The organism is Streptomyces sp. NBC_00190 (assembly GCF_036203305.1).
Taxonomy (GTDB): domain Bacteria; phylum Actinomycetota; class Actinomycetes; order Streptomycetales; family Streptomycetaceae; genus Streptomyces.
Genome location: NZ_CP108131.1, coordinates 468,983 through 484,168 on the forward strand (window position 1 = coordinate 468,983; position 15,186 = coordinate 484,168).

Annotated in this window: 11 protein-coding genes; 8 read left to right on the forward strand and 3 right to left on the reverse strand. The window is 70.4% G+C overall.

From position 1 onward, the window contains the following. Positions 1 to 20 precede the first annotated feature (20 nt). The 5 genes from OG429_RS02515 to OG429_RS02535 all read left to right on the forward strand — a co-directional run bounded on the left by OG429_RS02515 (position 21) and on the right by OG429_RS02535 (position 5,135). Entirely contained in the window at positions 21 to 1,433 is a 1,413-nt protein-coding gene (locus OG429_RS02515; RefSeq protein ID WP_328923606.1) for an MDR family MFS transporter, read from the forward strand. A 159-nt stretch (positions 1,434 to 1,592) separates the two neighbouring features. Continuing rightward, positions 1,593 to 2,255: an SGNH/GDSL hydrolase family protein gene (locus OG429_RS02520; RefSeq protein ID WP_328923607.1), complete on the forward strand. Its 663-nt coding sequence runs from the start codon at positions 1,593 to 1,595 to the stop codon at positions 2,253 to 2,255. A gap of 615 nt (positions 2,256 to 2,870) precedes the next feature. After that, positions 2,871 to 3,860, forward strand: coding sequence for a glycerophosphodiester phosphodiesterase family protein (locus OG429_RS02525; RefSeq protein ID WP_328923608.1), 990 nt, complete (start codon positions 2,871 to 2,873; stop codon positions 3,858 to 3,860). Between the two features lie 440 nt (positions 3,861 to 4,300). Continuing rightward, the gene (locus OG429_RS02530) at positions 4,301 to 4,792 is read left to right on the forward strand and encodes a DinB family protein (RefSeq protein WP_328923609.1); all 492 of its coding nucleotides are present in this window, start codon (positions 4,301 to 4,303) and stop codon (positions 4,790 to 4,792) included. Between the two features lie 67 nt (positions 4,793 to 4,859). Next, positions 4,860 to 5,135: a hypothetical protein gene (locus tag OG429_RS02535; RefSeq protein ID WP_328923610.1), complete on the forward strand. Its 276-nt coding sequence runs from the start codon at positions 4,860 to 4,862 to the stop codon at positions 5,133 to 5,135. Positions 5,136 to 5,264: 129 nt separating this feature from the next. On the opposite strand, the gene OG429_RS02540 is transcribed toward OG429_RS02535, so the two are convergent. The 3 genes from OG429_RS02540 to OG429_RS02550 all read right to left on the reverse strand — a co-directional run bounded on the left by OG429_RS02540 (position 5,265) and on the right by OG429_RS02550 (position 11,313). Next, complete coding sequence (locus OG429_RS02540) at positions 5,265 to 8,240, reverse strand: hypothetical protein (RefSeq protein WP_328923611.1); 2,976 nt, start codon at positions 8,238 to 8,240, stop codon at positions 5,265 to 5,267. After that, positions 8,241 to 10,103, reverse strand: coding sequence for an HSP90 family protein (locus OG429_RS02545; RefSeq protein ID WP_328923612.1), 1,863 nt, complete (start codon positions 10,101 to 10,103; stop codon positions 8,241 to 8,243). 232 nt (positions 10,104 to 10,335) lie between these two features. Then, positions 10,336 to 11,313, reverse strand: coding sequence for a hypothetical protein (locus tag OG429_RS02550; RefSeq protein WP_328923613.1), 978 nt, complete (start codon positions 11,311 to 11,313; stop codon positions 10,336 to 10,338). 537 nt (positions 11,314 to 11,850) lie between these two features. Here OG429_RS02550 and OG429_RS02555 point away from each other — a divergent pair. The 3 genes from OG429_RS02555 (at position 11,851) to OG429_RS02565 (ending at position 14,951) form a co-directional block, all read left to right on the forward strand. After that, positions 11,851 to 12,963: a hypothetical protein gene (locus OG429_RS02555; RefSeq protein WP_328923614.1), complete on the forward strand. Its 1,113-nt coding sequence runs from the start codon at positions 11,851 to 11,853 to the stop codon at positions 12,961 to 12,963. A 412-nt stretch (positions 12,964 to 13,375) separates the two neighbouring features. After that, the gene (locus OG429_RS02560) at positions 13,376 to 14,122 is read left to right on the forward strand and encodes a rhomboid-like protein (RefSeq protein ID WP_328923615.1); all 747 of its coding nucleotides are present in this window, start codon (positions 13,376 to 13,378) and stop codon (positions 14,120 to 14,122) included. Between the two features lie 463 nt (positions 14,123 to 14,585). Beyond that, positions 14,586 to 14,951: a hypothetical protein gene (locus OG429_RS02565; protein WP_328923616.1), complete on the forward strand. Its 366-nt coding sequence runs from the start codon at positions 14,586 to 14,588 to the stop codon at positions 14,949 to 14,951. Positions 14,952 to 15,186: the final 235 nt, after the last annotated feature.

Below are 15,186 nucleotides of genomic sequence, written 5' to 3' on the forward strand. Positions count from 1 at the left end.
TAGATCCCGCCGTGTGGCGCATGGCGATCACCCTCATCGTGGGCGCCCTCGCCGTCGTCTTCGACACCACCATCGTCAGCGTCGCGCTCAACGACCTGACGAAGGAACTCGACGCCCATCTGTCCACCGTCCAGTGGGTGAGCACCGGCTACCTGCTGGCCGTGTTCGTCACCATCCCACTCGCCGGATGGGCCCAGTCACGGTTCGGCGGTCGGCATCTGTGGATCGCGGCCCTGGGCGTGTTCCTGCTCGGCTCGGCTCTGAGCGCGCTGGCGTGGGACGCGACCAGCCTCATCGGCTTCCGCGTCATCCAGGGCATCGCAGGGGGCATCATGATGCCGCTCATGGCCACGCTGCTCATGCAGGCCGCCCTGGGCCGCGACATAGGCAAGGTCATGGCCGTCATCACCGTACCCACGGCGCTCGGCCCGATCCTCGGCCCGGTTCTGGGCGGCCTCATCCTGCATCTGGCCGACTGGCGCTGGCTGTTCTTCGTCAACATTCCCTTCTGCCTCGTCGGCGGCTGGCTCGCCTGGCGCTATCTGCCCAACGACCGGCCTCCGCCCGAACGCGCCCGCGCCCGCCTGGATGTCGTCGGCCTGCTCATGCTCTGCCCGGGCTTCGCCGCCCTCGTCGATGGCCTCTCCCAGGTCGAGGGCAGCACGGGCTTTACCGACGCCAAGGTCCTCATCCCGCTGATCGGCGGACTCGCCCTGGTCGGGGGCTTCACCGTCCGGGCGCTGACCCGCACCACCGGCACCCTGGTCAATGTGCGGCTGTTCCGCCACCGCGCGGTGGCCTCCTCCTCCACACTGCTCTTCCTGGGCGGCATCTCCCTGTTCGGGTCGATGATGCTGCTGCCCCTGTACTTTCAGCAGGTACGCAGCGAGGACGCCCTCGGCGCCGGACTGCTGCTCATCCCACAGGGTGTCGGCGCCCTCCTCGCACGCGGCCTGGCAGGCAAGTACACCGATCGCATCGGCCCCCGCAAGGTCGCCTCCTGGGCATTCGCCTGTGTCGCTGCAACCACCGTGCCGTTCGCCTTCGTCACCGCCGACACCAGCGAGGTGCTGCTCATGGCCGCGCTGTTCGCCCGCGGCATCGCTTTGGGTGCCGCCATGATCGCGCCCATGGGCGCCGGCTACGTCGGGCTGGAGCACGAGGAGATCCCGGACGCCAGCATCATCACCCGCGTCGCCCAGCAGATGGGCGGTTCAGTGGGCATCGCCGTCCTCGCCGCCATCCTCCAGCGCAGCACCGGTGACGCCCACACCCCGGGCGCCTTGGCCGACGGCTTCGGCACCGCCTTCTGGTGGTCAGTGGCCTTCACCCTCGTCGCCGTCCCGCTGTGCCTGTTCCTGCCCGGCCTCCCCAAACCAGCGACCCCCGACGACGCAGCCGAAGTGGAAGCGGAAGCTGCCGCCGAGGTCTGACACGCGAGCGCTCGGCTGAACTACGCACCGGGGGAGGCGACTTCCAGGCCGGGCGGCGCAGAACGACCTCGGACCGGGTGCCGTACGCGTCCGGCCGGACGACACCCGTCACCCCGGTGAAACGTCCCCTCCCCTCAACCCACATGTCAAGGAGCACAGATGACGATCATCCTCCGCCCGGGAAGCACTGTGATGTTCACCGGAGATTCGATCACCGACAGCCAGCGCCTGGAGAGCGAAGACGGCCTCGGGTTCGGCTACCCGCTGCGCGTCGCGGGTGAATGGGCCTTCCGGCACCCGGACCGGCCCGTGACCTGGCTGAACACCGGGGTCGGGGGTCACAAGGTGAGTGATCTGGAAGCCCGGTGGCAGATGGACGTGCTCGATGCGCGTCCGGACGTGGTGTCGATCCTCGTCGGCGTCAATGACATGGGCTGGCACACGCTCGACCCGGACGGCCACGTGATTCCCGCGGAGGAGTTCGCGGCCGGTTACGATCGGCTGCTCGCACCTCTGGCCGCAGCGGGCACGGAGCTGGTTCTCATCGAGCCGTTCCTCCTGCCGATCAGCGGCAGCGTAAAGGCCCGTGACACGCACGTCGACGATGAGGTCCGGAAAGAGTGGCGGGCCGATCTGGACCCGAAGATCCAGGTCGTGCGCGAGCTCGCCCGCGCATACGGCGCGCACCTACTCGCAGCTGACGGCATGTTCGCCGCACTCTCCGCGACGACGGGGCCGGAGTACTGGGCTGCGGACGGCGTGCACCCGACGCCGGCCGGCCACGCCGCACTCGCGTCGGCCTGGCTGCGCCTGGTCGCGTGACCGTGTGCGTCCACGAACTCCTCGCGGGCGGCACCGCGGCGGCGAACCGTGGGCTGCGCGCCCTTCGCCTTCGCCTTCACCGAGCAGCGCCGCCCGGCCAGATCCGGGCTTTGTCACGGACCGGGGGAAATCGCCAGGCCCTGTCCACAGGCCCGGCCCTCCATCCTCCTAGGGACACCATCGTGAACGGCATGGCGCCCGTTCGGCAGGAGAAGCACGCCGCTGACCCGGCCGAGGTGGAGCCCGGGTCCGACTACACGCCGACAAGCGATGCTGGTGACGACCATGCCATGGATCGGCTCGCGGTCAGTGCGCTCCGCGACCGGTGCGCGTCGTCCGCGCTGGATGACTCACATCGAGTCCGGGCCGGCGGCTTCGACGCGTCAGACCGAAACCGGTGACCCACGGTCCGAACCACCTCGACGAACCGGGCTCTTCATTCACCTTCCTCGGGTCGTCTCTCGCCAGATGACGGGAGAGGCGGAGGCGGTTTTTCGCCACTCAAGGGCCACCCCTACCCGATTTTCATTCAGCATGCATTTATCGGGCGTCAACATGTGATTGATGAGATCACTTGTCCGCTTCGGGACACCGCAATGAAGAAGGAGTACGTTCTTGATCACTTACCTCAGGCGTGGTGCCGTCGCACGGAAGTTACTGGCGCTGATCGCAGCCCTCTGCGGAATCGTCGGCACCACCGCGCTCGGTACGACTCCGGCTGCAGCAGCCGATCAGCGTCACCCGATCTACGCCATCGCACACCGCGTCGACACCCTGGGCGGCGTGGACGCCGCGCTCAAGCACGGTGCCAACAGCATCGAGATAGACGTCTGTGCCTGGTGGAACCCGAACGAGTGGCGGGCTTATCACGACTGTTCCTCTGCCGGTGACAACCGGCTGGGCCCCAGCTTCGACAGCATGATCGACCGCATTCTTTCCCACGCCAACGCAGGACGCCGACTGTCGCTCGTCTGGCTGGACATCAAGGACCCGAACTACTGCGGGGAGCAGGAGAACCGCGGGTGCAGCGTCGCCGGACTGCGCGACAAGGCGCAGCGGCTGACGGCTGCCGGCATCCAGGTGCTCTACGGGTTCTACGAGTACCACGGCGGCAGCACCCCGGACGTCGGCGGCAGGGGCTGGAAGAGCCTCGAAGGCAGGCTCGGCGGCCTGGAAGGCATCACGACGACCGGAACCCGTGACCAGGTCCGAGGCGCCTTCAACCGTTCCGGTTCAGGATTCCCGGCCGGTCGCCGGGTGATGGACTACGGCGACAGCGACATCACCAAGGGGTTCGGCAACTGCACCGAACCCACGTATAACACCTGCGCGGAGCTGAAGAAGGGCGCCGGGGACCGTGACGCCGGACAGCTCGCGGCCACACTGTCCTGGACCACCACCTACAACGATCCGTGGTACGTCGACAAACTGCTGGGCGACGGGCGGGTGGACGGCATCATCGCGGGCTACGGCGCCTTCACCGGTGTGCGCGAGTACGACGACAGCTGGCAGTGCGCCAACGCCATCAACCTCGTCCGTGACTGGGTGAACCGCCACAGCGGCACCCATCGGATGGCCACCTCTGGTGACCGTCTGTTCCGGTAGAGCACAGGCACGGCCAGACGCACCGGGGCGCGTGGTGCGCACCGGCCGGATCGAGTGCGCGGCGGCGCCGTGGTGCGCTTGCGGCTCCGGACGGTCGGGGCGGCGTCCTGCGCCTCCGGCGCAAGGTCGCACCGGGCCTCCCTTCGCGGTACCCCTTCCAGGCCCCGCCCGACCGCTCCTGAAAGCGGTGGGTGACCTTGACTCCTGCCGGTCGTTGAGCGCACGGAGAAGTCCCGGGACCCTGCCATGTCCCGGGACTTCATTCCGCGCGAAATCGGCCCACGCAAGGGTGCGCCGGCGGCCGCAGCACCACCCCGGCCCCTCCGTCGCCGTCGCACGGCCCCCGCGGTCGGCCTGACCCGCGCGAGGGATACCGGCCCGATGGCGGACACCGGACGAGGACAAGCCACGCTCGCAAGGACGGTTGTTAACGTGAATACATGACGACTTGTGCGGAATGTGGTTTCGAGTACGACCTCGCCCTTGCGCCGAGGGTCTCGGTGCTCGCCAAGGACACCGCGCGCGAGTTCGCGGACCTGCTGTGCGCCGAACCGTCGGCGCTGCGGCGGCGCTCTGCGCCGCAGGTGTGGTCACCTCTCGAGTACGCCTGCCACGTGCGCGATGTGCTGCTCGTCCAGCGGGAGCGGGTACTGGCCGCACGACGTCGTGATACGCCGGTTGCCGAATCCATGGGGCGCGACGAGCGGGTGGAGCACGACGGATATGCCCAGCAAGAGCCCGCCGATGTCGCGCGTCAACTCCAGGACGCGACAATACTGTTCACCGATGTTCTCGACCGGTTGTCTCCCTCCGACTGGGAGCGCACACTGGTATACACCTATCCCGAGCGCGAGGAACGCTCACTGCGCTGGGTCGCCGTGCACACCCTGCACGAGCTGCGCCATCACCTGCTCGACATGTGTCGCCGCTGAGCGTAACCGAGCGAGCTGAAGCAAAACCCCCTGTGAGCGGCACCAAGTCACTGCGAGAATCCCGGACATGGCAAGCCACACCGCGGAAGAGCTCCTCGCCAATGTTCAAGGACTGACCCCTGGACGCGCACAACAGATCGGCGATCAGATCGATGAATGCAGACGGCTACTGGACGCGAACGTCGACATGGACACCGTCCAGCAGCATCTGAAAGACAAAGGTGTCAGCATCTTCCAAGCGGTCCTGATCACCACCAGACTGCTGCAGGACCACCCGAGCAGACTGCGTGCAGCACGAGAGATCGTGGAGTGCAGCCCAGCCCGAACACACAGCACGGCTTGACTGCACAACCGTTCCCAGGCCACGCCCGTTCCGCCCCAGCACATGTGAACGCGGCCGCAGAGGGCGTGTACGTCGTCCGGTGCCCTGCCGAGATCGCGTCCCCCGGCAGGGCACCGCTGCTCGCCGGTGCTACCGCTTCGTGTAGTCGTCGCGGAGCGCGTCGAGGATGTGGGCCGCTTCCGGGAGGTCGGCTGCGCGGCAGCGGTCGGCGGCCGTGGTGAGGCGGGCCACCGCCTCCTTGAAGCGGGCGAGGCCGTTGCCCTCGATGAGGGCCGCGATCCGGACCGCTTCGGCGCGTGGTACCTCGCCCTCTTCCCCGCCTTCCTCATGGGCGGCGACGGCGCCCTCCGCCTCGGCCAGGGCCTGCTCGAAGCGTTCGGCCTCCGCGAGGACGCGGGCGCGGCGGTAGTGCACGTTGCCGCGTTCGTACCAGACGGCGAAGGCGTCGGTGTCTTCCGGTACGGCGGCGAGGAGCGCGTCGGCCTGCGTCAGGTGGTCGAGGGCCGTGTCCAGGCCTTCGGGTCCCCTGGCCTGGAGGGTGAGCCGGGCGAACTCGCACATCATGTGGATGATCAGGGGCGCGTTCGGTGCCTCCGCGTGCGCGGCGACGGCGCGTTCGTACGCCGTCGCCGCCGCCTCCCACCGGTCGGCCATCGCCAGCGCGGTCGCCGCCTCCGCCGCCACCAGGGTGAGGACCCGGCGGTCGTCCTCCTCCCACGCCGCGACGGCGTCCGCGAGCCGCAGGAACTCCTCGGCCGCGGGCAGGTACTCCCCCAGTTCCCGCAGTCCGCGCGCCAGCGTCAGACGGGCTTGGGCGAGTGCCCGCTCGTCGCCCGAGGCTGCGGCCTCACCGGCGAGGACGGATTCCAGGACGGCGACCGCGTCCGCCTGTCGGCCGCCCCGGGCCAGGACGTCGGCGAGCTGGAGCCGTACGTCGGTGGCCTCGTCGTGCGCGCCGTCCTGGTCGAACCGCGCCGCCGCCTCCGACAGGTGACGCACCGCGCCGTTCACATCGTCGAGGTGCGAGGCCGCGTGCCCGAGGAGGGCGTACGTCGGAGCCACCGCGAAGTCCGTGTCGTCGTACCGGGCCGCGTCGGCGAGTGCCCGGTGCAGGAGTTCCACCGCCTCGGCCGGCTCCCCCTTGCCGAGCATCAACTGGGCGAGCAGGGCGCGCGGGCGCGAACCGCGCCAGGGCCGGCCGGAGGCGTCCACGGCCGCGAGAGCGGCCCGCAGGCCCTCCTCTGCGCGTTCGGGGTCACCGCTGCGGGCGGCCAGGTCCGCGGCGAACTGGAGCGCGTTGGCCACCTGGTGGGGCACCGACAGGCGCTCCGCCTCCGCCCGCAGCGCCCCGGCGTGCTCCTCGAAGCGCTTCGTGGCGGCGACTGTGGGCTCCGGCAGGGTCCGCTCCGCCTCCTGGTAGGCGGCGAAGGTGGCCGCGAAGAGCACAGTGAGGTACTCCAGCTCGGCCTCCGACGGCCCGTCGGAAACGGCAGCAGAGCCCGCACCGGGCACAGGGGGCGTCAAGGAGGCTTCCGCCTTGAGGAGTTCGGCCTCGGCCAGGACGGCGTCGAGGCCGGTTCGGATCGCCTCGTGGTCGGCGTCGTCGGAAGCGCTCAGCCATGCCAGACTGCGGGCGCGCGCGGAGAGTGCGTGCCAGGGCATGCCCAGTCCCTCGTACAGCTCGGCGGCCCGCTTCAGCTCAGCGGTGCTCTCCGCGGTGCTCTCCGCGTCGCGGTCCTCCTTGGACAGCCGGAACGCACGCTGCTCGGCGAGCTCGGCCCGCAGCAGTTCCTCCGGGCCGAGCTCGTCGTCGTACGTTGCGCTGCCGTCGGCGAGGCGCTCCTCGATACGGGTCCAGAGCCGGTTCTCTCCCGGATGCCCCGCGCGACCCAGGCGGCGTGCCTCGCGCACCAGGGCGACGAAGTCCTGGGGGACGTCCGTTCCCAAGGAGGAGACGGGGGCTGCGGTTGCCGCGACGTTCGGCGCAGCGGGACGGGTGAGCGACGTACGCAGGCCGAGGGGCAGCGGCTCGGCGAGCAGCGGGCTCTGCTCGAGGCGCCCGCGGCGCACCTCCCCCACTGCGGAAGTGGCGTTGCGCGCGTCGAACGCCGTGGCGAGCCGGTCCGCCTCGGCGCGGACGTGGGCGAGGAGTTCGCCGGCGGTCCAGTTGCGTCCGGGCGGGCCGGCGACGGCCGTGTCGGTGTGTCCGTCTTCGGCGAGGCGCGCCAGCAGTACTTCGGCGCCGGTGAGGAAGCCGAGGCGGGCCAGGGGTGCGCCGGTCGCCTCGAACAGCGGGCGGTTCTCCGCGAGGATCTCCAGCCCCCGCCCCTCGTTGCGGGAGAGGGCGCAGAACTCGAGGTGGAGGCCGACCTCGTCCTGCATGCCGGTGTTGCCCCGGACGAGGCGGTAGCCGGTGAGGTGGTGGGAGCGGGCCTCGTCGGTGCGGCCGGCGCGCAGCAGCGGCAGGAGGGCGCGCGCCTGGCTCATCTGCGGTTCCTCGGTGCAGCTCATGCCCCCGCCGAGGACCGGCTGCCAGATGTCCAGCGCTCCGGCGTCGTCGCCCGAGGTGACCCTGTGCACGGCGAGGTGCCGGGTCTCGCAGGCCTCGCAGTCGCTCAGCTCGGTACGGGGGCGGGTGGCCCAGAGGTCGTAGGCGTCGGCGAGTCCTTCGCCCGTGTGGTGCGCGACGTGGTAGCGCATCGCCGCGACCGGCTGCATGCCGTGGTCGGCATCCGCGTAGCGGGTTCGCATCCGATCGATCCACCCTTGGATGGTGGCCAGGGGCATGTCGGGTACCTGGAGCAGGGAGGTCGTCACCCACTTGAATCGCCAGAAGACCTGGTGAGCCTCCCACTGGCTGAAGGCTTCGGGAGCGGTGTCCCAGAGCTTGAGCAGCCGGGCGAATACGACGGGCGACTTGCGGTGCTCGCCGGTGTACTCGTACGCCTCCATCAGCTCCAGCAGGGCGGTGACGAGGACGTCGGGCTTGTCGAAGGGTTCGGCCGCCTCGACGATCTCCTCGGCGGTGATGGTGCGCTGCAGGCCGTGGGGGCGGTCGTTGTTCTCGCGGAGCGCTTCGACGACGGCCTCGGGGGTGTCCAGCATCTACAGTTCCTTCCGGGGCTCGGAGTCGGGTGCCGCCGTACCCGTGTGGTGCATGGCGTGGGTGAGCAGGCCGATGAAGGCCCGGTTGAGCAGGGCGCTCTCGCTCGCGCGCAGGGGACGGCGGCTGAGGAGGAGGGCCTGGCCGTAGAGGGCCTCGGCGGTCGTGACCGCCAGTCCGCGCTCGGTGATGGTGATGGCCTGGCGGACCAGCGGGTTGAGATGGTTCAGGACGAGCTGGGCCCGCGGGGTCTCGTGGCGCAGCGAGCCGAGGATGTCGGCCCACAGGCCGTCGCTGTCGGCGGCGAGGCTCGACCGGGTCCGCTCGTGGCGCGCGTCGCGGTTGTCAAGGAGCAGGGCGGGGGCGGTGACGGGCTGGAAGTCGCGCAGGACGACGTCGCAGTCGTGTACGCCGATCGTCTCGCGGGCCACGGCGAGGAAGGCCGCCGCGCGCAGTTCGGCGGACGGGTCGACGGCGTCGAGGTGAGCCGTGACCGTGGCCGGGTCGAGGTCGGTGACGGCCGTACCGGGGCGGATCTCCGGCAGCCGGTGCACGAGGTCGCGGTCGTAGGTGTAGCCGCCGTTGACGACGCCCAGTCCAGCGGCCGAGGCGATGGGCGCGACCTGGCGGAACTCCTCGACGCTGCGCGTGACCAGCAGGGTCGGGTGCGTACGCGCGAACTCCTCCAGCGTGACGTTGCCGTCGGTGGTCTCGAACGGCAGCCACGGCAGCACGATGCGCAGCAGCTCGTCGTCGTAGCGGGCGAGCGCCTTGACGGCGAGGTGGTGCGTATCGATGAAGCGGTGCAGCAGGGACGGGTCGCTGGCGGCGAGCCCGGTGAGCCAGTCGCGGATCCGGTCGCCGAGGGCGTCCCGAACGGCGGACAGGGTGCCGTCCTCGTACAGGGCCTCGCGGGAGGCGGTGGGTCGCAGGCTGGTGGTGTCGACGACGCAGCGTACGAAGAACGCCCAGTCCGGGAGCAGTTCGGGCGCCTGGTCCGTGAGGAGCATTCCCTTGAGGTGCACGCGGTGGCCGGCGCGCTGTGCCGGGCTCACGGCCGTGGGCAGGACGTAGGCGACGCCGCGCAGCCCGGCGGCCGGCAGATCTAGCTCGATCGTGTCGAGTGGGGTGAAGTCGAAGAGGCTGCGGCAGTAGGCGGTCATCGCCTCGCGGCGGGCCAGCGGGGAGCGGTGGGGCCGGTCCCACGGGGGTGTTTCGTTGATCTGGTGGGTCTCGCCGTGCGGGCCGACGACGGTGACCTCGTGCCGCAGCAGTCCGCCGTAGTGGCGGGCCAGGGAGACGACCTGCTGCGGGGTGGTCCACTCGGCGTTGTCGGCGCGCGGCGTGAGGCGGACGGTGGTGCCCGGATCGGGCACGGCCGCGGCCGGCAGGGTGCGGAGGGTGTAGCGGCCGTCGGAGTGGCCGCGCCACTCGACGGCGGGCGCTGAGGGGTCGGCGGCGGACCGGCTGACCACGGTGATCTCGTCAGCGACGACGAAGCAGGCGAGCAGTCCGATGCCGAACTGTCCGATGAAGTCGCCGCGGGCGGCGTCGACGCCGGCGCCGTCCAGGACGCCGTCGGGGGTCCGCTTGGAGCTGCGGCCGATGGTGGCGAGGAACCGGTGGACGTCGGCCTCGGTCAGTCCGATCCCGGTGTCCGTGACGGTGAGGGTGTCGCCGGTGCGCACCGTGATGGTGGCGGGCGCGCCGGGGTCGACGGCCTGCCGCGCGGTGATGGCGTCGACGGCGTTCTGCAGCAGCTCGCGCAGGTAGACGCGGGGGCTGGAGTAGAGGTGGTGGGAAAGCAGGTCGACCAGGCCGCGCAGGTCGACCTGGAAGGTGTGGGCGGTCTCTGAGTTGGGCACCTGACGGAGTCCTTCGGTGGGCGGCGGCACGGCGGGGCCGGGCGGAGACGTGAGGGAGGTGGGGCGGCTGCCCGGAGGCGGGGTGCACGGGTGCGGTGCGCGAGTGCGGGGTGCGCGGGTGCGGGGCAACGGCCCTCGGAGCCGGGGCAACTGCCGCGGGGGCGGTGGCCGGCGGGGCTTCGCAGCCCAGGCGGTCCCCCGCGGTCCCCCGGGGCCCACGCCGCCCCGCGTCTCAGCGTCCGGTCGACGAACGCTGCTCGCGGTAGGCCGCAGCCGGGTCGGAGCCGTTCAGGTAGTACCAGGGGAACTCCGTCACGCGGCCGTCGGTGATGCGGAAGCACTCCCGCGCGGCGTCACGGTCCCCGGCCAGCGAGAAGGCCATCGCGAAGGTGTTGAGGACCTGGTTCCACCCTCCGCCGCGAACGAAGTCCGGGTGACGGAAGGAGTGGTCGGCGGCCTCCTGCAGGGATGCGGTGACCTCGGGCCGGCGCATGTAGGTGGAGTCCGGTCCGGAGTCGAGGGAAAGCCAGTGTTCGAGGTGGGCGATGGCGACGAGCTGGCCCAGCTTGGTTCCGGCGGGGGCGCCGAACGCGGACGCGCGGGCGAACGCGTGCATCTCCTCCTGCGATCCGCCCCACTTGTCGCAGACCTGCTGCAATTGCTGCTGGTGCGCTCCCAGGTGGACCGGGTCGCGCCGCACCGTCGCCTCGAAGCGCCGTCGCGCGGTCGTCTGCCCGACCTGGAGACCGCGGCCGGTGATCTGGAGGCCGTACCAGGGCGAGGTCCACAGCGGCTCGCGCTCCGCCACCTCGTACAGGTACTCCTCGGCGGTACGCAGCCGCGCGTGGAAGACCTCGAACTGCTCGCGCGAGACGTCCTTGGCCCGGGCCCCGGTCCGCGCCTCCCAGCCCCAGCTGATGTGGCGGATCCCCGAAACGAGCCGGGGCAGGGCCGCCTCGGGATCCGCTTCGAGGACCCCGGCGATCCACCGCTCCACCCCCGCGGTATCACCGACGGCCCACAGCAGCTCGGTCCGGTCCTCGCTCTCGGGACGCGCTTCGAGAACCTCGCGTACGGCGGCCCAGTCCGCTGCCGCGGCGGCCTCGCGCACGCGCCGCACGTCGGGATCGCCCGAGTCCTCCTGAACCCGCGCGACGGGCCTACCAGCCCATTTCCCCAGCGTGATTCCCCATTGACGGAGCAACGCCATGCCCCCACCCCTTGTTGCGTTCGAACGAGGAGGGCATTGATCACCTCCCGTGAAGGTAGTGACTATCACGCCACACCGACAATCGCACAACCGTTTCCCGAGGCCCTCCGCACGTCGGTCGTCGGTTGCCGCGGTAGCGACGCGACCGGGCCTTGCAGATCGGCCCGGCGCGCCGCCCGGCCCCGCCCCAGCGGTCAGGTGTCGTGCAGCCGTGACCCATGCCGACAAGCGGCCGGGACGATAAGACACGACGCCCGCACCAGACCCGGCACAGCACGGTGATCACGACTGAGCGCAGCAACCGAGGGGTGGGACGGGGCTGTCGGGACTCACAGCGATCGCCCCCAGGCCGTCCGCCGACGCCGTCACTCACTCGCCCGCCGCTCACGGCGCGTGCGACGACCGTCCCCCGCCGACGGGCACAGGCGCCGCCGGGCCGGCCAAGCGGTGTGTGACCCTGCACCCCCGCTCTGACCTCGCCTTTTCATTGGCCTGGGCTATTGTGCAAAGTGATCAGTTCGGGAATTATTCCCCGCCGTGATCATCTTCCTCACCGTCATACTCGGGGTGCTTCTCATCGCGCTCTACCGCCTCTTCATCACCCCCGGCAGTGTCGACAGTTGGGCCGGAAAGCACTTCGTAGCGTCCGCCTACGGCCTTCCGCCCCGTGAGCAGCTCGACTCGAGGCGCCCCGGTCCGCCCCCGTCGGCACACCGGACACAGGAGAGGCAGGCCGTCGCCGACGCCGCGTGGGAAGGGGACTGGCATTCCGCCGAGCGGTACGTCCGGGCGGCGGGCGAGGACTGGGACGAGCGGTGGGCCCGGCTGGAGCTCCTGCAGCAGGTCGCCCGGGAGGACGACGCCTGGCTCCATGCCTGGCGCGCCGCCGAGCCCGGGAACTGCGACGCGGCAACCCTCCACGCAAGAATCATGGTCCACCGCGCCTGGGAGATCCGGGGCAGCGGCTACGCCCACGAGGTCATGACCTCGGACATGAACCGCTTCCGCGCCATGCTTCCGGCCGCGATCGAGGAGGCCCGGAAGGCCGCGCTGCTCGACCCCGCGAACCCGGGCCCCTGGGTCGTCATGGTCACGGCAGCGCGCGGAGCGCAGTACGGCCGCTCACAGTTCAGGCCGCTCTGGGACGGGCTCGTCGCCCGCGCACCCCACCACTACGAGGGGCACTGGCAGGCCCTCCAGTACTGGTGTGCCAAGTGGTACGGCAGCAACCGGCTGATGATGCGGTTCGCCCGACAGGCGGTCCGCAAGGCCCCGGCCGGCAGTCCGCTCGCCGGGATCTACCTGCACGCGCTGAACGAGCTCACCGAACGGTCCGCCGCTGTCGCGCTGCCCGTCACGCCCATGGCCAGGAGCCTGCTGAAGCAGATCGCCGCCTCCTTCGACCGGGTCGCGCCCGACGACGAGCGCCTTCCGGTCCTGCGCCACCTGCTGGCGCACTACATGCTCCGGTCGATGATGTACGCGGCCGCCCTGGAGCAGTTCCGCCAGATCGGACCATGGTGCGGAGCCCACCCCTGGCGCGAGGGCGGGAATCCGGTCATGGCGTTCGAAACGGCCCGCGGCAGGGCCGCGAAGCTGTCCCGGACCCGTCCCGCCCCGACACCGCACGGCCACGGGATGGCACGCTGAGCGGTCTTCGTAAGTCGGGTGTTGCTGCGCGGAGAAGGCTGTCCCGCTGGGTGAGGGCCTGCTCGACCGTGGCCAGTCTCGACACGACCGGCCCCCTCCCATCAGCCGGTACTGCCGCCTGCACCCGGCTCGCGCGAGACCGCCCAGGCAGGCGGGGCCGGATGGCGTACGGACTTCTTCACGGCGGCTTCGACTTCCACAGATCCGGATCACGACTCTGGCTGAATTTCCGCTCGAAGAGGAAAGAAGAGGCAATCAGCGCCGACCGGCCTGCTGGGCAAGGGATGGTGACGCGGCCCCGGTCAGGATGGCTGCTATCACCCGCTGATCCTCACCTTCGGCCCGACCTGGAGAATGCCCTGGTATGAACTCCCAGTCATTGTGGGGCCCTCTGAACAGACCGCTCCGTGCCGTGCGGGGGTACCCGCGCCGTGCGCCGCTGACCCTCGCCTACGTCTGTCTGCTCCTGGCCGGCCACGCCTGGGTCAGCCACGGGTTGTCCGCCGATCGGGCGGCCACCGTCTTGGGCTACCTCAGCACCAACCTCGACAACCTGCAAGATCATCCCTTGCCCGCACTGCTCGGCAGCGTGCTGTTCTTCGACGGCACGCTCACGGACGTCACCTCACTCGGCTTCGTGGGCACCTTGATCACCCTGGGCCTCGGTGTGTGCTGCTTCCTGGCCTGGGCGGAGTGGCGGTGGGGAAAGCTGCGCGCCGTAGCCGTGTTCCTCGGCGGGCATGTCGCGGCCACCCTGCTCACCGCTGTCGTCATCACCGTCGCGCTGCAGCACGGCTGGTATCCAGCGGCCGTGCGGCAGGCCTCGGACTACGGGGTCAGTTACGGCGCCCAGACCGTGCTGGCGATCGGCACACTCGCCCTGCCGCGCCGGGGCCGCCTCCCCTGGGCTGCCTTCGTGCTCGCGTGGCCCCTCGGCGGCGCCGACTGGACCGGTCCGCTGCCGGACTTCACCACAGTCGGCCATCTCGTAGCGGCGGCCCTTGGCTTCGGGCTGGTGGGTGTCCCGGCTTTCAGGCGGCAGCGGGTCCGCGCTGCCGGGCCGTCTTCCGCTGCGAGCGCCTCCGGGCCGGGCCGAGGCTCCGTTCCCGAATCGACGTCACCGGCAGCCGGAACGGAGACGACACCTCCATCGGTCTGAGCACCAGCGACGACGCGAGTGAGACAAGCACGGAAGCAGCGTCCCACCGCTTGTCTTCGCCCAACTCAACTACCAGACCACCGGCGAAGACGGAGTGAGACGGGACAGCAAGGCAAGGCCACCGACGCACAACTGACGGATGGCGAGCGGGAGGTCATCGAGCCGTACCCGCTGGCCGGCAGTCGGACACTCAGCGTCCGCCGGGTGAGACAACACGGAGGTCGCAGGGAATGCACCGCTCAGCAGGTCTGAGAGCCGCGTGGAAGACGGGAGGCACTAGGGACCTTGGGGGGCCTGCAGCGCTCGGCCGGTCGACAGGGAAGCGTCGGTGCGGGTGAGGGGCGGAACGGCCCGGGGTCACCCACAGGGGTGCACTACTTCCCTCATCAGAGGTCAACGCTCGCTCTGCACTGCTGTGACGTGCCTACGTTGCACGTCCAACAATCCAGCAGAAGGACAGCTCATGACCTCACTTACCAGGACGTTGGGCGTGGCAATGGCCGGGGTAGTCGTGGCCGGCGGAGCGCTGTTCGGAACGGCGGTCCCCGCAAGTGCTGCCCAGTGCCCGGCCTCAGCCTCGCCCAAGACCGATGGGGCGATGGCGCATTGGGAGCAGCGTTGCGTGAAGGACGGCGGCACGAATTACCTGATCATTGACGGATGGGTCGAGGACACTCGCATGGACGGCAAGTGCGCCTACGTCACCGCCGATCCCTACTTCGATTCCGCCTCACGAACGGCCAAGGCATGTAACTCGGGCGTCCGCCAGAACTTCCACTGGGAGTTCCGCGGCGAGTACGGCGCCGATGTGCGCCTGCGTATCTCCTGACGTGAGGCGTGACCGCCTCACCGCGCTACCGGCGGCGAGGCGGTCACGGACCGCGCAGGCGCACGCGCGCAGAAGAGTGCGGCGCGTGCCCGACTCGCCTCTTCCCTGCCCGGACGAACTCCGCGATCGCCAGCTGGAGGAGGCGTTCGCCGCGGGCGGGATGGTGCTGCTGACGCAGGACCAGCTGCCCGCCGCGCTGAGTCACGAGCCCACTCGGGAGCTGGCCGTGACGGCG